Origin of the sequence: Pseudoalteromonas sp. SCSIO 43101 (assembly GCF_023650775.1) — a bacterium.
GTDB lineage: Bacteria > Pseudomonadota > Gammaproteobacteria > Enterobacterales > Alteromonadaceae > Pseudoalteromonas > Pseudoalteromonas apostichopi.
In genome coordinates this window covers 2,469,137-2,490,756 of record NZ_CP072673.1, presented here as the reverse complement: position 1 = coordinate 2,490,756, position 21,620 = coordinate 2,469,137, and the positions used below count along the sequence as shown (strand labels likewise).

The 21,620-nt window shown below is 42.7% G+C and carries 19 protein-coding genes; 13 read left to right on the top strand and 6 right to left on the bottom strand.

Translation table 11 applies throughout. From position 1 onward, the window contains the following. Window positions 1-58 precede the first annotated feature (58 nt). From J8Z25_RS11585 to J8Z25_RS11560, 6 genes are all read left to right on the top strand, one after another. A complete protein-coding gene (locus J8Z25_RS11585; RefSeq protein WP_167658383.1) occupies window positions 59-1,471 on the top strand; it encodes a YcjX family GTP-binding protein in 1,413 nt (470 codons plus the stop codon). Continuing rightward, a complete protein-coding gene (locus tag J8Z25_RS11580; RefSeq protein WP_130051005.1) occupies window positions 1,468-2,502 on the top strand; it encodes a TIGR01620 family protein in 1,035 nt (344 codons plus the stop codon). Before J8Z25_RS11585 ends, J8Z25_RS11580 begins: the two co-directional genes overlap by 4 nt. A 134-nt stretch (window positions 2,503-2,636) precedes the next feature. After that, a complete protein-coding gene (megL, locus tag J8Z25_RS11575; protein WP_130051006.1) occupies window positions 2,637-3,818 on the top strand; it encodes a methionine gamma-lyase in 1,182 nt (393 codons plus the stop codon). Window positions 3,819-4,044: 226 nt separating this feature from the next. Further along, window positions 4,045-4,842 carry a phenylalanine 4-monooxygenase gene (gene phhA, locus J8Z25_RS11570; protein ID WP_054553132.1) on the top strand — a complete coding sequence of 266 codons (798 nt, stop codon included), beginning with the start codon at window positions 4,045-4,047 and terminating at the stop codon, window positions 4,840-4,842. Between the two features lie 9 nt (window positions 4,843-4,851). Beyond that, window positions 4,852-5,196 carry a 4a-hydroxytetrahydrobiopterin dehydratase gene (locus J8Z25_RS11565; protein WP_036969771.1) on the top strand — a complete coding sequence of 115 codons (345 nt, stop codon included), beginning with the start codon at window positions 4,852-4,854 and terminating at the stop codon, window positions 5,194-5,196. Between the two features lie 120 nt (window positions 5,197-5,316). Then, window positions 5,317-5,886, top strand: a complete 570-nt coding sequence (locus tag J8Z25_RS11560) for a hypothetical protein (protein ID WP_250661071.1) — start codon at window positions 5,317-5,319, stop codon at window positions 5,884-5,886. Between the two features lie 132 nt (window positions 5,887-6,018). Here J8Z25_RS11560 and J8Z25_RS11555 read toward each other — a convergent pair whose 3' ends face one another. The 6 genes from J8Z25_RS11555 to map form a co-directional block, all read right to left on the bottom strand. Beyond that, on the bottom strand, window positions 6,019-7,095 hold the full coding sequence (locus tag J8Z25_RS11555) for an efflux RND transporter periplasmic adaptor subunit (protein WP_130052260.1): 1,077 nt from the start codon (window positions 7,093-7,095) through the stop codon (window positions 6,019-6,021). A gap of 11 nt (window positions 7,096-7,106) precedes the next feature. Continuing rightward, window positions 7,107-10,217: an efflux RND transporter permease subunit gene (locus J8Z25_RS11550; protein ID WP_250661070.1), complete on the bottom strand. Its 3,111-nt coding sequence runs from the start codon at window positions 10,215-10,217 to the stop codon at window positions 7,107-7,109. A gap of 199 nt (window positions 10,218-10,416) precedes the next feature. Next, complete coding sequence (locus tag J8Z25_RS11545) at window positions 10,417-10,815, bottom strand: hypothetical protein (protein ID WP_130051010.1); 399 nt, start codon at window positions 10,813-10,815, stop codon at window positions 10,417-10,419. 153 nt (window positions 10,816-10,968) lie between these two features. Continuing rightward, on the bottom strand, window positions 10,969-11,796 hold the full coding sequence (dapD, locus tag J8Z25_RS11540) for a 2,3,4,5-tetrahydropyridine-2,6-dicarboxylate N-succinyltransferase (RefSeq protein ID WP_167658377.1): 828 nt from the start codon (window positions 11,794-11,796) through the stop codon (window positions 10,969-10,971). A 9-nt stretch (window positions 11,797-11,805) separates the two neighbouring features. Further along, window positions 11,806-14,424, bottom strand: coding sequence for a [protein-PII] uridylyltransferase (gene glnD / locus J8Z25_RS11535; protein ID WP_130051012.1), 2,619 nt, complete (start codon window positions 14,422-14,424; stop codon window positions 11,806-11,808). A 12-nt stretch (window positions 14,425-14,436) separates the two neighbouring features. After that, the gene (map, locus tag J8Z25_RS11530; RefSeq protein ID WP_256854704.1) at window positions 14,437-15,246 is read right to left on the bottom strand and encodes a type I methionyl aminopeptidase; all 810 of its coding nucleotides are present in this window, start codon (window positions 15,244-15,246) and stop codon (window positions 14,437-14,439) included. Window positions 15,247-15,493: 247 nt separating this feature from the next. Here map and rpsB point away from each other — a divergent pair, with 247 nt between their 5' ends. The 7 genes from rpsB to ispC all read left to right on the top strand — a co-directional run bounded on the left by rpsB (window position 15,494) and on the right by ispC (window position 21,619). Then, window positions 15,494-16,222: a 30S ribosomal protein S2 gene (gene rpsB / locus J8Z25_RS11525; RefSeq protein WP_250661069.1), complete on the top strand. Its 729-nt coding sequence runs from the start codon at window positions 15,494-15,496 to the stop codon at window positions 16,220-16,222. Window positions 16,223-16,325: 103 nt separating this feature from the next. After that, complete coding sequence (gene tsf, locus J8Z25_RS11520) at window positions 16,326-17,177, top strand: translation elongation factor Ts (RefSeq protein WP_130051014.1); 852 nt, start codon at window positions 16,326-16,328, stop codon at window positions 17,175-17,177. 151 nt (window positions 17,178-17,328) lie between these two features. After that, complete coding sequence (pyrH, locus tag J8Z25_RS11515) at window positions 17,329-18,078, top strand: UMP kinase (protein ID WP_130051015.1); 750 nt, start codon at window positions 17,329-17,331, stop codon at window positions 18,076-18,078. 14 nt (window positions 18,079-18,092) lie between these two features. After that, window positions 18,093-18,650 carry a ribosome recycling factor gene (gene frr / locus J8Z25_RS11510; protein WP_054553121.1) on the top strand — a complete coding sequence of 186 codons (558 nt, stop codon included), beginning with the start codon at window positions 18,093-18,095 and terminating at the stop codon, window positions 18,648-18,650. A 104-nt stretch (window positions 18,651-18,754) separates the two neighbouring features. Next, complete coding sequence (uppS, locus tag J8Z25_RS11505; RefSeq protein WP_130051016.1) at window positions 18,755-19,534, top strand: undecaprenyl pyrophosphate synthase; 780 nt, start codon at window positions 18,755-18,757, stop codon at window positions 19,532-19,534. A gap of 22 nt (window positions 19,535-19,556) precedes the next feature. After that, the gene (locus J8Z25_RS11500) at window positions 19,557-20,423 is read left to right on the top strand and encodes a phosphatidate cytidylyltransferase (RefSeq protein ID WP_130051017.1); all 867 of its coding nucleotides are present in this window, start codon (window positions 19,557-19,559) and stop codon (window positions 20,421-20,423) included. Then, window positions 20,420-21,619 carry a 1-deoxy-D-xylulose-5-phosphate reductoisomerase gene (gene ispC, locus J8Z25_RS11495; RefSeq protein WP_167658376.1) on the top strand — a complete coding sequence of 400 codons (1,200 nt, stop codon included), beginning with the start codon at window positions 20,420-20,422 and terminating at the stop codon, window positions 21,617-21,619. Before J8Z25_RS11500 ends, ispC begins: the two co-directional genes overlap by 4 nt. The last annotated feature ends 1 nt before the right edge of the window (window position 21,620 follow it).

The window sequence follows — 21,620 nt, the reverse complement described above, 5'->3', positions numbered from 1 at the left end:
CATATACGCACCTTGTTTGCATCCTGATACCAAGCGCAAATAAGGTGCTAGACACTTTATGAGCCAATCATTTGCAAAAAACACCTTTAATTCGTTAAAAAATAAAGCGGAAAAAGCCCTTCATCGTAGTTTAGATCAACACGTGAAGTTAGCCGTCACAGGGTTAAGTGGCAGCGGTAAAACCGCGTTTATTACCGCCTTGGTTAAACACTTAACCAGCCAAGCTGACGATAAAAACTTACCTTTTTTTGATGTGATGCGTGAAAAACGCCATATCGCTACAAAAATAGTGCCGCAGCAAGCACTGACAATTCCTACATTTGAATATACCAATGCATTGTCAGCGTTATTACCTGCTGAAGGTGAGCCTGCATGGCCTGCATCCACTGAGCGTATAAATACTTTACGTTTGGCAATTAAATACCAAAGTAACTCGGGGCTGCGTGGTCACTTTGCTCCGCAATCAACACTTTATTTAGATATTATTGATTATCCAGGTGAGTGGTTACTTGATTTGCCAATGCTAGAGCAATCCTTTGCTGATTGGTGTGAATTACAATATTCACTGTTGCAGCAAACAGCGCGTAACGAAAAGGCTAAGCCATTTTTAGCAGCCCTCGCTGAACTTGATTTATCAGCCAGTGTTGATGAGAGCAAGCTTGCTGATGTCGCTGCGCTTTACCAGCAGTTATTGGTCAGCCTTAAACAAGATACCAAACTTGCTATGCTACAACCTGGGCGCATGCTAATGCCCGGTGAGCTAAAAGGCGCACCGTTACTGCAGTTCTTCCCGGTTGCGAGTGTGCCTGACGATATAACCGAGGGGTCAAATTTAGCGCATCTTAAAAAGCGCTATAAAGCCTATGTAAAAGAGGTTGTAAAACCTTTTTACGAGCAGCATTTTCGTCATTTTGACCGACAAATTGTGCTGGTGGATGTGCTCAGTGCCTTGAATGAAGGTAGCGAAACGCTGCATGAGCAAAGCCGTGTTATTAACCAATTACTGGCGCACTTTAATTATGGTGAAGCAAGCTTCTTTAAACGTTTGTTTAAACCAAACATCGACAAGCTACTGTTTGCGGCCAATAAGTCAGATCATATTAGTGCTCAGTATCACAAAGATTTAGCACTGTTGCTTGATTCAATCGTGCATGACCAAACGAATCACTTAAAGTTCGAAGGTGTGCAAATCGAAACCATGGCAATGTCATCTATCTGCGCAACAGAGCCGCGCCAAGTGGCTGAAAAAGGCCAGCAGTTAGCTTGTATTTATGGTAAGCCTTTAGGCGAGCAAGAATGGCTAACATATTTACCGCCGCAGCCACCGTCACGCCTTCTCAACAAACAAGAGTGGCCAAAACAGGGCTTTGAGTTCTTATCGTTTTCGCCACTGCCATGCCCTGATAAACGGTTAAAGCATATTCGTTTAGATCATGTCATGCAGTACCTGATAGGAGATAAACTAACATGAGTGAGCAACCTAAGGAGATGAATTTTCAGGCTGGTCGTCGTATTTCAAGCTCAGCAAGCAATGAGGCTCCTACAAAGGAGTTAACCGTTGCAAAAGTCATAGAAAACGCAGAATTTATCGACACAGAGGACGAACTGCAAGATAGCATCGAACTTGAGCCTGTGTATAAAAAGTCAAAGTGGCAAACCTTAAAAGGGGTGTTTGTTGTTAGCTTTTTAGCTTTAGTGTTACTTGAGTTTGCAATGTCATTATTCGTGACGTTCCAACAATCGATTATTTTAGGTTCCGTCTATTTAACAGCTGTTCTCAGTGGTGTGCTACTGATTGCCCGTGTTATTTGGCGCGAGTACCGCATGTTGAGAAGTTTAAAGCGCAACCAATTGCATCGAACCGAGGCTGACCGCTTACTTAACAGTGAGCAAGTAGGTGAAGCACTACCATGGCTTGAAAAGCTTAATAAACATCAGGAACTGACTGGGTTTGAAGAGTTTAAGCAGCAAATAGCAAGTCATCATACAGATAAAGAAATCATGACATTATACGCTGATAGTTTATTGGTGAGCCAAGATCAACAAGCGAAAAAACTGATTAACCGTTTTGCTACTGAGTCCGGTTTATTGGTTGCGCTAAGCCCGCTGGCTTTAGTCGATATGATGGCAGTTTTATGGCGAGGCACTAAGTTAATTGAACAAATTGGCCGGATCTACGGTATTGGTTTTGGTTACGCAAGCCGTATTAAGTTGTATCGTTTATTAGTGAAACAAGTGCTGTTTGTTGGTAGTGCAGAGTTAGTCTCAGATTTAGCGGCAACGGCACTGAGCGCTGAATTATTGGGAAAATTGTCGGGGCGTGCAGCACAAGGGCTAAGTGCAGGTATTTTTACCGCGCGTATAGGTTATAAAGCAATGGAGCTTAGCCGCCCGTTACCTCGCTTAGAGCATAAGCGTAGCTTGCTAAAAGAAACTGCCAATAGTATTGCCCGTAAAATTGCCTCACGCACGAGCGATAAAGAGACCGAAAATACAAAATGACAACTTTTGTGTACAGTTAATAAAAACTGCTGAGTGATATTTAGCCATCTGAGCATCCGGCATGCTTGTGCATTGTGGGTATCTACGTTTTATTTATGAGTATGAAGTACTGATAATAAAAACGAGAACACACAATGACTAAGCATCACTTACATACACAATGTATTCATGGCCCAGAAAAACCAAATGACCCACATGGCGCACTGAGTGCGCCACTTTACCAAACCTCTACCTTCTCTTTTGCTAATGCCGCCCAAGGTGCAGCCCGATTTGCTGGTGAAGAGCAGGGCTTTATTTATACCCGTTTAGGTAATCCGACAACCCAAGAGCTAGAACAGAAAGTGGCTCAGTTAGAAAACTGTGAAGCGGCTGCTGCAACGGCTACAGGTATGGGAGCAGTGTCTGCGTCTGTACTTAGCTTTTTACAACAAGGTGACCACTTAGTGGCATCAAGCGCGTTATACGGCTGTACCTTTGCATTTTTTGCTCACATGCTGCCGCGCTTTGGTATTGAAGTCACTTTTGTTGATATGACCAACGAAGCTGAACTTCGCGGGGCGGTAAAAGCAAACTCAAAAATGATTTTTGCAGAAACACCAATTAATCCGACCATGGCGGTGCTTGATCTAAGTTTAATTGCTGATGTTGCCAAGCAGCATCAACTGATAAGCGTTATCGACAATACATTCCTAACTCCATTGCTACAGCAACCGACCTCGTTTGGCATTGATATTGTGGTACATAGCGCAACTAAATACCTAAATGGCCACGGTGATGTGGTGGCAGGGCTAGTTTGCGGTACAGAAGAGCATATCAATTTGATAAAAATGACGGTGCTAAAAGATATTGGTGCAACGATTAGCCCGCATGATGCATGGTTAATTAATCGTGGTTTAAAAACCCTAGCTGTGCGCATGGAGCGCCACTGCGCGAGTGCTCAAGTTGTGGCTGAATATTTAGAGCAACACCCGCTAGTAAGCCAAGTTTATTACCCGGGGCTTAAATCACACCCGGGTCACAAATTTATTGGCTCACAGATGAAAGCTGCTGGTGGTGTTATAGCCTTTGAAATTAAGGGCAGCCTCGAAGATGGCGAAACATTTATAAATAACACCCAGCTTTGCACGCTTGCGGTTAGTTTAGGGGATGCTGAAACCCTTATTCAACACCCGGCATCGATGACACATTCGCCTTATACACCTGAAGAAAGAGCGGCTGCTGGGATCAGTGATGGCCTAATTCGATTATCTGTTGGTCTAGAAGATGTTAACGATATTATTAACGATCTTAAAACTGCATTTACATTCATTGGATAGGTTGTAATTATAAGTTTACGACAATACCTTCTTTAATCCCTTTAAATATGGGGCGTGTAAACTTTTAGAACTTTATCTGTAATTTAATGTTTACGCTAAGGCTGTTTCTGCAAACCTTAGAAACAGCCTTAACTATTAAAATTTCGCTTACTTTTACATAGTATCGACTTAACAAGTTAATGAGATTCTGATCAATGCTGATCAAGATTTAACGAAGAAGGTTATTATGGCTAAAGCAAGTAATTACACCTCCAAGCAACCTGATGAAAATGGGGTTATCCATTGGAGCGAAGAAGAAAATAAAATATGGTCAGAGCTAGTTGCTCGCCAACTCGCTTGCATAGAAGGTAAAGCCTGTGATGAATATTTAGCAGGTCTTAAGAAAATTAATTTACCAACAGATCGTATTCCACAACTTAGTGAACTCAACGAAGTGCTACTCGAAACAACGGGCTGGCAAGTTGCGCCTGTTCCGGCACTGATCGATTTTGATGAGTTCTTTCGATTATTGGCAAATAAGCAGTTCCCAGTTGCGACCTTCATTCGCAGCCGTGAAGAGTTTGACTACTTACAAGAGCCAGATATCTTCCACGAGATTTTTGGTCACTGTGCTATGCTTACCAACCCAGCATTTGCTGAGTTTACGCACAAATATGGTCAGTTAGGTTATGCCGCTGAAAAGAAAGATCGTGTTTATTTAGCACGCCTTTACTGGTTTACCGTTGAGTTTGGTTTAATGCAAACAGAACAAGGTCTGCGTATTTATGGTGGTGGTATTTTATCAAGTCCAGGTGAAACACAGTATGTGTACTCAGATAAGCCAGAAATCAATGCGATGAACGTGCTTGATGTATTACGTACACCTTATCGCATTGATATTATGCAGCCTGTGTACTACACCATTAACTCAATCAATGACTTATTTGATATTTCACAAATGGATATTATGTCGCTGGTGAGTAAAGCAAAAGAATTAGGGCTTCATGAGCCAAAGTTTCCTCCTAAAGAAAAATTAGCAAGTTAAGGATTTATAATGTCTTCATTAAGCACACAAAAGTGTGAAGCGTGTCGTGCGGATGCGCCTAAAGTATCTGATGCTGAATTAGCAGAATTGATCAAAATGATCCCAGACTGGGTTCCAGAAGTGCGCGACGGCATTATGCAATTAGAGCGTGTTTACAAGTTTAAAAACTTCAAGCAAGCACTTGAGTTCACTAATAAAGTGGGCGATATGGCTGAAGAAGAAGGTCACCACCCAGGTCTGTTAACCGAGTGGGGCAAAGTAACTGTTACTTGGTGGAGCCACTCTATCAAAGGATTACACAAAAATGATTTTATCTGTGCTGCTAAAACAGACGATGTATTCGCTGCACTGTAAATTTTAAGTTCTGCCCAGAACGATAAAAGGCGTAACCTCAGGTTGCGCCTTTTTGCTTTTTTAGAGCCCAAGAATTAACATTAGGCTCTTATCTTTGCGAGAACACTAGAAAAGTAAATAATGAAAAACAAAGCGCTTATTCTGCCATTCCTACTCATTTTACTGCCCTTAATTGATAGCTTGTTTATCCCGCAAACATTTGGCATGCAATGGCATAGCCCTAAGCTGATGTATCAAGTAGGCGTAGCGCTGATGATTGTAAAGCTCACTATGGTTGCCATCGGGCTTTGGTTATTACTCAAAGCAAAGCGCCTTTATATGGAAGCCAGTAAATCGACCCGTATGCTTAAATTTTCAGTCTTTTTACTCGGCGGTTTACAGGTGGTGATAATGACTGCAATATGCTTTTGGTATTTAGTAGCGGGCACGCAAGCGAAACATTTTATACTGCAAGACAACATTGCTGTATTTACCGCTGATTATGGCGTATTTGCACCGGTACATCATGAGTTCTCATTTATATGCTTTGATGCCAATGGTTTTTACCACATGCAACCAATTGCCCAGCTACCTTGGCTCGGAACCTTTACTTTTACTAGCCAAGATTCACGTTTGATCATTCAACATAAAAACCAAAGCGGCGCGAATACTCAAGAAATTTCATTAAAAGGGTATGGCTGTTTGCAATAAAGCGGGAAGGTGTTTGGCGTTATGAGCTGTATTTTTTTCAAAGAAAATAGTATTGGGATTTATATTGTCGAAACTGCCAGCTCTGAACATATCCTCTAAAGCTAGCAGTCTATTTCTTACATAGCTTACTTGCTATTGCTTTACCTGAACTTCTACTTCTTGCCCGGTTTGTAGTTGCTCGGCGCCGCGTACTGCAACTTTATCGCCCGCATTTAAAGCGATGTTAGAAGTCGGGGTGACTTCAACAAGTTTATCTTTACCATTACCTACTTTTACGGGAACTTGCAGGGCTTTGTTGTCGTTGTCGATTTTGACGATATGGGTGCCTTTTTTGCGTAAGATAAGCGCATCGCGATTCACCAGTAGTACATCCCCTTTGCTTTTTAGTGGCACGGCTACATCAACCAGTTGGCCAATCGCCCATGTTTGCTCGGCGTCTCTTGGTAGTAGGGCACGTACTTCTACAGTTTGTGAACGCGGATCGGTTGATGGGATCACCGCTGTTACGGTAGCTGTTGTCATATCAGGGGCTGATAAGTCGCCGGCTTGAATTGGTAACTCTATGCCTTTGTGTAAAAACTTTAAGTATTTAACAGGCACGTACAAACGCACTTCTAAGTTATTAATATCGAGAAGGGTGACCAGTTCATCAGCACGATTTATTTCGCGGCCAGCGCGTTTAAAACGCTCGCTGATCACGCCATCAAATGGGGCGCGAACGGTTGCACGGGAAAGCTGATCGTCTATCACTTTTAATTCAACCTTAGCCAGTGCGATATCAGATAACGCAAGGTCATGCTTATTTTGCATATCATCAACTTGGCTTGCTGCTGCACTGCTGGCTTTGGCGAGTTTTTGTAAACGAGCTAGCTCTTGTTGATATAAGCGTAAGTTTATTTTGGCGCGATTGAGCATTTCTTGCTGACGTGCTTTTTCAAGCTCAAGCGGTAAGGTATCCATACGTACGAGGGTGTCGCCACTTTTAACCAGAGTACCTGGCTCAACAACATATAATAAACGGCCGCTAACGCCTGCTGTTAGGGTTACATCATCTTTGCCATACAAAGTGCCACTGACTTCAATTTCGCTTGTCAGTGGAGCTTGTGTGACAGTTTCTACAGTAACCGGCACGACTGCAAAGGCATTAAATGCGATAAGGCTTATTAGCGCACAAAAGCGAGCGGTTAATTTACGAAAAGGTGTGTTCATTGTTTTAATACTCATTGATTCGATACCAAGCTTAAAGGCGTTTTTTCTGGTTGCTGTTTGTTATTAACGGGCGGCAGTTGTCTGCCAAGTTGCAATAAACTTGGCATTAATATCAAGGTGAATAGGGCACTAATGGCCATGCCACCGACAATCACAGTGGCAAGGCCACGGTAAATTTCTGATCCTACCCCCGGCATTAGCATCAGTGGCAGCATGCCAAATAAGCTGGTTAAGGTACTTAAGTAAACGGGTCGTGCGCGCAGTAGCACAGCTTGGCGAACAGCGTCTTCTCGGCTGAGTCCTGCAGCCATCGCGACACGGGTTTGGTCAACCAACAAAATGGCATTATTTACCACCAGACCGAGCAAGATAATAAAGCCAATCATGGTCAGTAAGTCGAGCGATTGGAAGGTAAATAAGTTAAGCACAAATAGAGCCAGTACACCGCCTGCAATTGCCAATGGCATGACCAGTAAAACTAACGCGCTATCTTTGGCTGACTTAAACAATGCGGTCATTAGCAAGAATAAAATAAACAGAGCCAAGATAAAGTTGATTGTCATCTCTTGCATGGCTGAATTCATCTTTTGTGCATTACCTGCCAAAATCGCGCCGGAGCTGTCGGGCAAACTTGCACGTACTTTTGGCATAACTTGCTCAGAAAGAATGGTTTGTGCTTGCTGCAAACTCATATCTGCTGGTGGTGTGACAACAATACTCACGGTACGGCGGCCATTAACACGTCTAAGTTGGGTTGGTCCCACGGTGCGTTCAATATTGGCAAGCTCGCCTAAGGTTTGAATACCTGAACGCGGGGTCACAATAGGAAGTGCTTTAAGCTCCTCAGGTGTTTGCCATGGAATACCGCGCAAAATTACATTCATGCGTTCGTTGCCATCAAAGTATTCATTAACAAATAACCCACCTGTGTAGGCTTGCACTGCTTGAGATACATCACGACGAGTTAGCCCAGCTTGGGTTATACGACGGTCATTGGGTGTGAGTCTAAGTTCTGGCTCTGCCATATCGAGTCGTGGTTGTGGCCTGGCTGTGGCGTTCGGCATAGCTTCGGTGACAGCTTGTAGCGCCACATTAGCACCTGCAATGAGCTCATCCATATTGGGGCCTGTTAAATCGATATTGATATTACGACCATCACCGCCATTGGCCACTTGGATCATCGACCCTCTAAAGAAGAATACTTGGGTGTCGGGTAAATCAATGAAGATTTCTTCTCGGGCTACTTTCATTAATTCTTCAACGCGTTGTGGATCGGCAGAATAAATAAAGCCGCCAGCATTAGAACCAAACGCATAAAAGTTAAAGTCTTTAATACCCGGCTCTTTTTCGCCTGTGTAATAAGGCATTAAGCGCTTTTTGATACGCATCAGTAGCTCTTCTTCCATAAACTGCACATTGCCGCCAGGCGGGGTATTCAAGTTAAAGAAAAAGCCATCGGTTGGTGCACGCGGCATAAAATCAGTTTTCGGGAGCATGGTCATGGTCGCGACGAGTGAGCCACCTAATAACGAAACAATCCATACTATTTGTTTCACGCGGGTATTGGTAAGCGCCATGATGAAGTTAGTTAGCTTGTGCCAATATTCACGATAAGGATCTGCTTTGAGCTCTTTGTCTGGCCAAAAGTGGTTAGCCAACGGAATAAGTGTAATTGCGCAAATCATAGAGGCAATTACAGCAATGGATAAAGTGAGCGCTAAGTCAGAGAATAACTGCCCTTCAATACCTGCCATAAATAAAATAGGCAAGAAAATAGCAACGCTTGTGGTGGTTGAAGCAAATAAAGCGCCTGTTACTTGAGCAGCGCCTTTTAGCGCGGCTTTTTTACTATCAAAGCCTTCGCTTCTGAGTCTTGCGATGTTTTCTTGCACTATGATGGCGGCATCAAGTACTAAGCCTACAGCAAAGGCAAGGCCCGCCAGTGAAATAACATTTAAGCTGCGATCAAAAATATTCAACGTTAAAAACGCAACTAACAAAGAGACAGGAATTGTCGCTGCAATCACAAACGTGGCTTTTAAGCCTCTAAAGAACAGCCACAAGATTAAACACGACAGCAAAACACCTAGGCCTAAGTTACTTTTAACCAACGACAAGGCATTACGAATATGCACAGAGGCATCAAAACTTAATTCAATCGATAAGCCATTTTCGGCCAGCGGCCCTTCGTTGAGCTCTTTAATGGCAAGGTTAATGTCGTCAAGTAGGGCAACGGTATTGGCTTCGTTAGCGCGCGAAATACGAATGTAATACGCAGGTTTACCGTTTCGGCCACTCATTCCTAAACGGTCAGAAAAAGTGCGTTCTACACTTGCTATATCGCCAAGATAAATGGGTCTGTCGCCTGAATAGCCAACGCGCATTTGTGCCATGCTCGATAAATCATATTGCCCCGTAAAGCGTACTGTATATTGACGACGGCCAACATTAGCTAGGCCACCGGAAGTATCGCGTGAGCTGGCTAATACATTACTGATTTGGTCAAGGCTGACGCCCAGTGCGGCGGCTTTGTGAGGGTCAAAGGTAATACGTAACTCTTTTGGTCGTTCACTGGCTAAATCAACACGGGCAACTCCAGGTATACGTGCCAAACGGGGCTCAACAAATTCATCGATTTGTTTTTGGAACTGCGCCATGTCTAAATCAAGGCTGTCGCTATTAAAGTCTTTCGGGGTGACCAGTAAAGTTGCTGCGGCTTCACCATTATTACCGCCAGCAAATACCACAGGATCAAATGCATCTAATGGCAGGGGCGGCGCTTGGTTAAGGCTAGTTAACACATCAAGCATTGCCTGCTGCATGTTTTGCCCAACAGCAAAAGTCAACGTGATAGAGCCATTACCACGGTTAATGTAAGTATTAACCTCTAGCGCACCCGGGGTGTTTTTTACTGCATTCTCGAGCGGCTCAATGATCACCGATTCAATCTCTTCAGGCGCAGCTTGGCGCCAGCCAGAAAAAATAGTGATCTGCGGTTGCTCAATATCTGGTGTGAGCTGAATTGGCAGCTTAAAAATGCTCAACATGCCAAACAACATAATCAACACCAAGATGACAATAACACTCGCAGGGTTTTTCAGCGAACTACGTGTCAGATTCATTGTGTGTGTTCCAAAATCAGTTTGTGTGCATTGTAGTGCGATGTAAAAAAAGTGCCAGTGAGGTAAAGGAAATGTATGTCAGAAGTAACGCTGAATGGCCTTAATTACGCGATAAAATGTGTATTTGAAATAAGATGTAACAATTTAACAAGGGGAGCTTTAAGTTTTAAGCCCTAAGCTTTAACTAAAAAGCCTGAAACTAGTCGGCAGTATCTTCTCGAAGCAGGTTGGTAACGTTTTGCTCAAACACACGTTTTACTTCTGCACTGTAGTGATTGTGGTCATTAATGGTGATAAAGGGATTAGTGAAACTAACATCGCAGAAAGTTGTATAACACTGGATTTTAACAGCAACTCGATCTGGGGTTGCAAGGCTATCTAGGGTTGTTTGTAATGCATCAAAAACATATTCTTTGTGAACGTGTGATGTTAAAGCAACTTCAAGTTTTTTGACCTCAACGCGATGTGAATTTGTATCTGTTACAAACAACTCGTATAGGTAGCTACGTGATACAAACAGCAAGATTGCCACAAGATAGAATAATCCTGTGTAATAAAATAACTCTGTGTGGGTAAAACTGCGAAAAGACTTAAACATTTTCACTATTATTTTGTTTGTCTTTTATACTAAAACATATTTTTGAGCGTATCTCAATAAACTAGCTAAAAATCACTGCATTACAGATAATAAAAAAGCGCGAAACTAGTTAGTATCGCGCTTCTTATCTCTAAAACTTAAAGCTCAGTCTTGTTATTCATCAATCGAGCGAAGTAGGGCATTAATACCTACTTTTTCACGAGTTTGTTGATCAACTTTTTTCACTATGATGGCAGCGTATAGGCTGTGTGAACCATCTTTTGATGGCAAAGAACCTGGAACAACAACCGCACCGGCTGGTACTCGGCCGTAATGGATTTCGCCAGTTTCACGGTCATAGATACGTGTGCTTTGGCTGATGTAAACACCCATTGAGATAACCGCGCCTTCTTCAACTACAACGCCTTCAACAATCTCAGAACGCGCGCCAATAAAGCAGTTGTCTTCGATGATAGTTGGGTTTGCTTGAAGTGGCTCAAGTACGCCACCAATACCTACACCGCCCGATAAGTGAACATTTTTACCAATTTGAGCACATGAGCCAACCGTTGCCCATGTATCAACCATGGTGCCTTCATCAACGTAGGCACCAATATTGACATAAGACGGCATAAGCACCACGTTTTTACCTACAAAACTGCCTTTACGTGCAACAGCATTAGGCACAACACGCATACCGCCTTGTTGAAATTGTTCTGGTGTATAGTCGCTAAATTTAAGTGGTACTTTGTCGTAAAACTGATTAACACCATCGTTCATTGGCTGGTTGTCACGAATACGGAAAGACAGTAGCACTGCTTTTTTCAACCATTGGTGTACAACCCACTCACCGCTGATTTTTTCAGCAACACGAGCAGCGCCGCTATCAAGTAATTCAAGCGCATCGATAATAGCTTGTTTTACTTCACTTGATACCGTACTCGGGCTGATGCTATCGCGGTTGTCCCAGGCGTTTTCGATCATGGTTTTTAAATCTGACATAAGATCCTCTTATTCGGTTTCTGCGTTGAGTTTTTTACGCAATGCTTGATGAATTTTAGCTTGTTCTTCGTCTGTTAATGCTTGGTATTCGTTATTTGATACCACGAAGAAATCTTCTGCACGCTCACCAACAGTGGTGATCCGTGCGGCATGAATATGTAATAAGTGTGCTTGAAAAACTTCAGCTATTTTCGTCAACAGACCCGGAATATCCACCGCTTGAATTTCAATTAAACTGCGATCTTTACGAGCATGTGGTCTAAGCACAATTTTTGGTTTGATATTAAAGTCTTTGAAGCGCTGTGAGCGATTCTTCTTAAAGCGAATTTTCTTTTTCGGGTCGCTAATAGCAAGATCTAATGCACGTTTAATACCTTGTGCTCGATTACTCGCAATAGGGTCACCATTGACCTCTAAAATAACAAAGCTAAATAGCACGTAGCCGTCTTTCGTAGTCAAAACTTGTGCATGTTGAATTTGCGCTTTTTTCGAACCAATTACACTGACTAAACGAGAGAATAAACCGCCTGAGTAAGGGCTGTAGGCAAAGACTTGCGTACCGCCATGCATTGCAGTGTTTGAAACTGCAACGCTTGGTTGGCTTAAATCATCACAGCTCAATAAGTGCTCTGTATGCCATGAAATTTGCTGTTCACTAAAGGCTGTAAAGTAGTTAGCTTTAAAGCGGCTCCAGATTAAGTCGATTTGATCTTCGTTACAGCCATGATTCAATAAGCGCTGTTTGGCTTGCTGCTTTTTATCACGTATCTGGTCACGTTGGTCCATCGGGTTTTCAAGCCCTAAACGAAGCGCGCGCTGGGTGTGTAAATAAAGCTCACGAAGTAGGGTGTTTTTCCAATCGTTCCACAAATTATCATTGGTTGCGCGAATATCAGCTAAAGTTAAGCAATATAAGTAATCAAGCTGGCGCTCATTTTTTACTTTACTCGCAAAGTCTTTGATCACATCTGGGTCATTTATGTCTTTACGTTGCGCTGTAACCGACATAAGTAAGTGATTAGCCACTAACCACGAAATTAGCTTGCCATCTGATGCTGGGAAGCGGTGTAGCTTAGCAAATGCGATTGCATCAACCGAGCCCAGTTCTGAGTGGTCGCCACCACGACCTTTCGCAATATCATGGAAAATACCAGCTAAATAAAGTAACTCAGGCTTATCCATACGAGTGACAATTTCACTGCATAACGGAAATTCGCTGACTTTTGATTTATCAAAATACTTATAAATATTGTTGATTAGTTTATGGGTGTGCTCATCCACTGTGTAGGCATGAAATAAATCAAATTGCATTTGCCCGAAGATATTACGCCACTGCGGTAAGTAGGCGGCAATAATGCCGTGTTTATGCATTAGGGTAAATGCACGACCCATACCGTTAGGATGCTTTATTAGGCGTAAAAATGCCTCACGACAAGCGGCGTAATCTTGTAAATCACCTAGTAAACGACGGCGAACTTGACGCATTGTGCGTATGGTACTTGGGTAAATATGGGTGATCTCTGGGTTATCAGCAATGTGTTCGAACAACACAAATAGCTGATCACGGCGGAAGAATACCGATGGATTTTTAACACGAATTTGATGGCCAATGCGCTCAAAGTTACGGTCAAGTTCAATCACAGGTAACTCACCTGCACCCGGTAAAATGCTTTGCTCAAAGTATGAAAGCAGCATTTGGTTAAGCTCACGTACGCGGCTCATGATCCTAAATAAGCGTTTCATCATGCGCTCGACCGAGGCTTTACCATCACTACCAAAGCCGAGAATTTCTGCGGCATGAGGTTGATGATCGAACAACAAACGGTTTTCAGAGCGACCCGCAGCGATGTGCAGCGCAAAACGAATGTTCCAAAGGTTTTCTAAACATTCAGACAGCTCTTGGTATTCTTCGTGAGTAAGATAGCCGTGATTTATAAGTTCTTGTAATGTTTCGGCTCTAAAGTGCTTTTTAGCAACCCAAATAATGGTCTGTAGGTCGCGCAGGCCACCTGGGTTTTCTTTGATATTGGGTTCAAGGTTATAAGCCGTACCATGGCATTTTTTATGGCGTAAACTTTGCTCTTGAACTTTTGCCAAAAAGAATTCGTCTGAGCGCCAAATAGGCGTATCAAGCAGGTGTTTTTTTAGTTTTTCGAATTCGATATGATTACCGAAGATTAATCGGCTTTCAAGTAAGCTGGTGGCAAATGTCACATCTTCGCGTTTTTGTTCTAATGCTTGTTCTATCGTACGAACACTATGACCAATCTCTAAATTAAGGTCCCATAGCATGGTAACGAACTGACCAATTTTTTCACACACAGCTTCACTTGGTTGCTCGCTAACTAGCAGCATAAAGTCGATATCGGAGTAGGGGTGCAGTTCGCCTCGACCATAACCTCCCACAGCAATGAGGGCTAGGTCACTTTCGTGTGCAAGGTTGTAATCGTGAAACAGTTTAATTAATAAGCGGTCGATAAACTCAGCACGGGCATTAATTAAGTTGCTAACGGGTTGTTTTGAGAATTCGTTCTGTAGCCATTTATAAAAATAACTAGAACAGTCGCGATAATCGCTAAGTTGCTCAGCTTGGCTGAGCAACTTTTTTACTTTATTGGGTAATGCCACAGGGGCTGGCTCCTAGTGTTCGATGATCCTGTCGATAGTATCATCTGATCGGAGCGTTAAAATTTCAACACCATTTTCAGTCACTAACAGTGTATGTTCCCACTGTGCAGACAATGAACGGTCTTTTGTTACTACAGTCCAGTTATCTTTTAGTAGCTTACATTGGCGTTTACCGGCATTAACCATAGGCTCGATTGTTAAACACATGCCTGCTTTTAATACTTCGCCAGTACCTGCTTTGCCATAGTGCATCACTTGCGGCTCTTCGTGGAATTCAGCGCCAATGCCGTGACCACAGTATTCGCGAACGATTGAGTAGTTAAAGCCTTCAGCGTATTTTTGAATTGCAGCACCGATATCACCTAAGCGTACGCCTGGTTTTACCATTTTAATTGCAAGGTATAGGCTTTCTTGGGTAATTTCAGCAAGGCGTTTACCTTGAATATTAGGTGTACCAACGTGGAACATCTTAGATGTATCACCGTGATAGCCATCTTTGATCACAGTCACGTCGATATTCACGCTATCGCCTTCTTTAAGCGGTTTGTCATTTGGAATACCGTGACAAATTACATGGTTCACTGAGGTGCAAATTGATTTTGGGAAACCGTGATAATTAAGCGGTGCTGGAATAGCATCTTGAACATTGACAATATAATCATGACAAATTGTATTTAGTTCATCTGTGGTTACACCTGGCACCACATGCGGTTCTATCATTTCTAGTACCTCGGCGGCTAAGCGCCCGGCAACACGCATTTTTTCGATTTCTTCAGGGGTCTTGATCACAGCACTCATTGAGGCTCCAAAGTTGTTTTTCAGGTCAGTTTTTAGTGCACAAATTTTGCACTAGACGTTGAGTTTTCAATTTTAATATGGTATAAAGCGCGCCGTCTTTTTACAAATAAATTCTTAACTGATTTTTTGTATTTAAGGCAAACACAATTTTATTTTAACACACACACGTATCGTCACATACACTTGGGTGCACTTAAGTTACAAATTAACTGCGGTGTTGGTGCTATGGGATATGTGGAGGCCTAACCCTAAATTATAGAGGATTATACAAATGGCAAACGTTTCAATGCGCGATATGCTTCAAGCTGGTGTTCACTTTGGTCACCAAGCACGTTACTGGAATCCTAAGATGAAGCCTTTCATCTTCGGCGCTCGTAACCGTGTTCATATCATCAACCTAGAGCAAACTGTACCAATGTTCAACGAAGCACTTAAGTTCTTATCGAACGCAGCTTCTAACAAAGGTAAAGTACTTTTCGTTGGTACTAAGCGCGCAGCAAGCGAAGCAGTTAAAGAAGCAGCGGTCCAAAGCGAGCAGTTCTACGTGAACCACCGTTGGTTAGGTGGTATGTTGACTAACTGGAAAACAGTTCGTCAATCAATCAAGCGTCTTAAAGATCTTGAAGCGCAAAGCCAAGACGGCACTTTCGAGAAGTTAACTAAGAAAGAAGCGTTAATGCTTACTCGTGAAATGGAAAAGCTTGAAAAGAGCCTTGGTGGTATCAAAGACATGGGCGGTCTTCCTGACGCGCTTTTCGTTATCGATGCAGACCACGAGCACATCGCTATCCGTGAAGCTAACAACCTAGGTATTCCAGTTGTTGCTATCGTTGATACTAACTCTAACCCAGACGGTGTTGATTACATCGTTCCTGGTAACGACGATGCGATCCGTGCTATCCAACTTTACACAGGCGCTGTATCAGCTGCGATCACTGAAGGTCGTGAGAACAACATCGTTGCTCAAGCTGAGAAAGACGACTTCGTAGAAGCTGAGTAATTAGCTGTCATCAAGTCTTCATCTAATTAAGGTGAAGACTTGTTATTCTTGTTAAGCGGCCTATACCGCTTCCCTATAACAGAATTCAATTGAGGATATTCTAATGGCTGTAACTGCTGCCCTAGTTAAAGAATTACGCGAGCGTACTGGCGCTGGCATGATGGATTGTAAAAAAGCGTTAACTGAAACTAACGGTGACATCGAGTTAGCGATCGAAAACATGCGTAAGAGCGGTGCTGCAAAGGCTGCTAAAAAAGCAGGTAACATCGCTGCTGAAGGTACAATCTTAATCAAAGAAGGTAACGGTTTCGCTGCACTTCTTGAAGTTAACTGTCAAACTGACTTCGTTGCTAAAGACGCTAACTTCCTTGGTTTCGCTAACCAAGTTCTTGACGCTGCTGCAGAATCTAAAGCAGACATCGACGCACTTAAAGCACAGTTCGAAGAAACTCGTGTTGCTCTAGTTGCTAAAATCGGTGAAAACATCAATGTTCGTCGCGTTGAGTACATCGACGGTGACAAACTTTCTTCTTACCGCCACGGCGACCGTATCGGTGTTGTTGTAGTTGGTGAAGCTGACGAAGAAACACTTAAGCAAGTTGCTATGCACGTAGCTGCGTCTAAGCCTGAGTTCGTAAACCCAGAAGACGTACCAGCTGACGTTGTAGAAAAAGAAAAAGCAGTTCAAATCGATATCGCGATGAACGAAGGCAAGCCTGCTGAAATCGCTGAGAAAATGGTTATCGGTCGTATGAAGAAATTCACTGGTGAGATCTCTCTTACTGGTCAAGCTTTCATCATGGAACCTAAAAAATCAGTTGGCGAAATTCTTAAAGAGAAAGGCGCAACTGTTTCTAACTTCATCCGTTTAGAAGTTGGTGAAGGTATCGAGCGTAAAGAAGAAGACTTCGCTGCTGAAGTAGCTGCTCAAATCGCTGCTGCAAAAGGCGAGTAATTTTCTAACTTAGTGACGTAGGCCAATTAGATGAAATTAATCTGTTATTAGCTTTTGCGTCACTGATGAAAATTCTTTAAAATAACCGCGTTTTATGTGTAACCATAGCGCGGTTATTTTTTATCTCATTACTAAGGCTGGCCCAAATATTATGACTATCAATCGTAAACCTATTTTTAGACGTGTTCTTCTTAAACTTAGCGGTGAAGCATTAATGGGAGACGAAGGCTTCGGCATCGACCCAAAAGTACTTGACCGTATGGCTCAAGAAATTAAAGAACTTGTAGAGCTCGACGTAGAAGTAGGTTTAGTTATCGGTGGCGGTAACTTCTTGCGTGGTGGTTCATTAGCAGAAGCGGGCATGAACCGCGTAGTAGGCGATCACATGGGTATGCTTGCTACTGTAATGAATGGTTTGGCAATGCGTGATGCACTTCATCGTGCATTTGTAAATTGTCGTTTAATGTCAGCTATTCCACTTAACGGTGTATGTGATGCTTACAACTGGGCAGAAGCTATTAGCCTATTAAAATCTGGCCGCGTTGTAATTTTCTCAGCGGGTACAGGTAATCCATTCTTCACGACTGACTCAGCAGCGTGTCTACGTGGTATTGAAATTGAAGCAGATACTGTAATCAAAGCGACTAAAGTTGATGGTGTTTACTCTGATGATCCAGTGAAAAACCCAGAAGCTACACTATATCGCCACTTAAGCTACAATGAAATCATTGATAAAGAGCTTAAGGTTATGGATTTAGCTGCATTTACGCTGGCGCGTGACCACAAAATGCCATTAAGCGTATTTAACATGAATAAATCAGGCGCGCTTAAGCGTGTTATTATGGGCGAAGATGAAGGAACGCTTATCTCTTCACAAGCCTCAGATGAAACTAGCAAATAGATTAGGATTGAACCGTGATTAACGATATCAAAAAAGATGCGTCAGAACGTATGCAAAAAAGTGTTGCGGCACTAGGCAGTCAATTATCTAAAATTCGCACAGGCCGTGCGCACCCAGCATTACTTGATGGTATTCAAGTGTCTTACTACGGTGCTGACACACCATTAAACCAAGTTGCTAACGTAACAATTGAAGACTCACGTACACTTGCAATTAGCGTGTTCGACAAGTCATTAGCGCAAGCAGTAGAAAAAGCGATCATGGCTTCAGATTTAGGTTTAAACCCGATGTCTGCAGGTACAGTTATCCGTGTTCCACTTCCTCCACTTACAGAAGAGCGTCGTAAAGACCTAATCAAAATCGTACGTGGCGAAGTTGAAAGCGGCCGTGTTGCTGTACGTAACATCCGTCGTGACGCAAATGGCGACATTAAGAGCTTATTGAAAGAAAAAGATATTTCTGAAGATGAAGCACGTCAAGCAGAAGACGAGATCCAAAAGCTTACAGATAAGTTCATCAAAGAGATGGATGCACAATTAGCTGCAAAAGAAGCTGAGCTAATGGAAATCTAATTGCTGCTGTTTATCTTTCAGACACTGATTCTGTAAGTAAACAGGCGCAACTAAATTTATTAGTTTTGAAACGCCGTCTAGGGTATACTAGACGGCGTTTTTTTATGGAATACTCGATATTTATGGTTCTTAACGCTGATAAAATTTCCCAGCAAAGTTTGCCTAAGCATGTCGCTATAATCATGGATGGCAACGGACGTTGGGCACAAGCGAAAAATCGCCCGCGTGTTTACGGACACAAAAAGGGCGTTGATGCAGTTCGTCAATCAGTGCAATTTTGTACTCGCTTAGGTATACAGTCGTTAACACTATTCGCATTTAGTAGCGAAAATTGGCGACGTCCAGAGGACGAAGTAAATACGCTTATGGAGCTGTTTTTATTCGTACTGGGCAAAGAAGTTAAAAAGCTTCATAAAAATAATGTAAAGCTAAACATAATTGGTGATTTATCACGCTTTTCAGAAGGTCTGCGCGAGAAAGTTGATGCAGCCCATGAATTAACTCGTAATAATACGGGTCTACAGTTAAACGTGGCAGCTAATTATGGCGGACGTTGGGATATCACTAACGCCGCAACAATGCTTGCAAAAAAAGTCGCAGCCGGTGAAATGGCCGCAGAAGATATTACTGAAGAGCTCATGGCCGAACAAATGAGTATGGCCGATCAAGGTGAACTTGATTTAATGATCCGCACCGGTGGAGATTTACGCATCAGTAACTTCCTTTTATGGCAAGCGGCTTATGCTGAGCTTTACTTTACTGATACGCTTTGGCCAGACTTCAATGAAGCTGCATTTGCTGACGCTATCGCATGTTACGTTGCCAGAGAGCGACGATTCGGTTGTACAGGCGAACAAATAAAACAATTACTCGCCGAGACCTAATTACTAGTTGAAGGTACACACATTGCTAAAACAACGAATTTTAACCTCGCTCGTGTTGGCACCACTTGCACTTATTTTGGTTTTTTATACCCCATTAACACTATTTAGTTATATCGCCGCCGGTATTGTTTTACTCGGTGCATGGGAATGGTCTGCATTTATGGGCCTGTGCGATAAAGTTAAACGTTTTGGATTTGTTGCAGCAACAGCGGCATTTTTGGCATTACTTAACTGGCATTGGCCAATAGAATCACTTTGGCAAAATGGTCAATTAGTGGGTGATGCAAATTATTTATTTACCCTGTCATTTGCTTGGTGGATTGTGGCAACTTACTTAGTTTGGCGCTATCCAGCAATGGCAAAAGCATGGAATGAAGGTATTGTGATGCGCGCCATAGCAGGGTTTTTAACTTTAGTACCGCTTTGGCTTGCACTAAATACACTGCGTAGCGCAGGTTACAACGAGTCAACACATTTTGGTTCAATGCTGATTTTAGTTGTGCTAGGAATTGTATGGAGCGCTGATATTGGTGCTTACTTTACTGGCAAAAATTTTGGTAAACGCAAGTTAATGCCAAAAGTAAGTCCTAATAAAACGATAGAAGGTTTATTAGGTGGGGTCGTGGCCTCAGTTATTTTTGTCTTAATATTTTGTCACTTCACTAATGTTGATATGAGTGTTTGGCCCATCTATGCGGTGATGACTGCATTTATCGCATTATTCTCAGCGGTAGGTGATTTACTCGAAAGCATGTTCAAACGAGAAGTTGGTTTAAAAGACAGTGGCTCATGTTTACCAGGTCATGGCGGTATTTTAGACCGTATCGATAGCCTTACCGCAGCTGCGCCTATTTTTGTACTTTGCTACGCATGGACACTGAGTTTATGAGCAAAATAGAGCAACTTGTCGTATTGGGCGCAACTGGTTCAATCGGTTTAAGCACCTTAGATGTTGTTTCTAGAAACCCAGAGCGTTTTGCGGTTTTTGCATTAGCAGCCGGTAAAAATGCCGATCAAATGGCTGAGCTGTGTATCGCGCATCAACCTAAATTTGCTGTCATGGCTGACCAACAAGCCGCTTCAGCACTTTCGAACTTACTCGCTAACAGTTCATGTAACACACAAGTGCTAGCGGGTGTTGAGGCTATGAGTGAACTAGCTGCTCATGCAGATGTTGATACTGTGATGTCAGCTATAGTTGGGGCTGCAGGTCTGCTCCCGACTTTAAGTGCGGTTGAAGCTGGCAAAAAAGTGCTGTTAGCAAATAAAGAATCTCTAGTCATGTCGGGTCAGTTGTTTATCGATAAAGTTAAACAGCATGGCGCAACTTTGCTGCCTATCGACAGTGAACATAATGCTATTTTCCAATGTATGCCAGCATCACTACAAAATGCGTCTGGCTTACTGGCTGACAATGGCGTGAGTAAAATTTTATTAACTGGCTCTGGCGGTCCTTTCTTAAAGCGCGACATAGCTACGTTATCATCAGTAACTGTTGCACAAGCGGTGGCTCATCCTAACTGGTCTATGGGACAAAAGATTTCCGTTGATTCAGCAACCATGATGAACAAAGGCCTCGAGTTTATTGAAGCTAAGTGGTTGTTTAACTGCCATGCTAGTGATATTGAAGTGGTAATTCACCCACAAAGCATTATTCACTCTATGGTGCAATATCAAGATGGCTCTGTGCTTGCGCAAATGGGTAATCCTGATATGCGCACTCCTATAGCGCATGCTTTAGCATTTCCTGAGCGCGTCGATGCAGGTGTAAAACCTCTCGATTTTTCACAAATGGCAGACTTTACTTTCACCAAGCCTGATTATGCGAGATACCCTAATTTAAAACTCGCAATTGATGCGTGTGAAATGGGGCAAGGTGCAACTACTACAGTAAATGCAGCTAATGAAATAGCTGTTGCTGCATTTTTAAATGGTCAAATAGGCTTTACGGATATTTACCGAATCAACGCAGAAACACTCAATGCTACACAAGACATTAACGTGCAAACACTTGAAGAGATTTTAGCTTGTGACCAAGCGGCACGCCTAAAGGCTACTGAGTTTGTAAAAAGAGGCTTCGACTAGC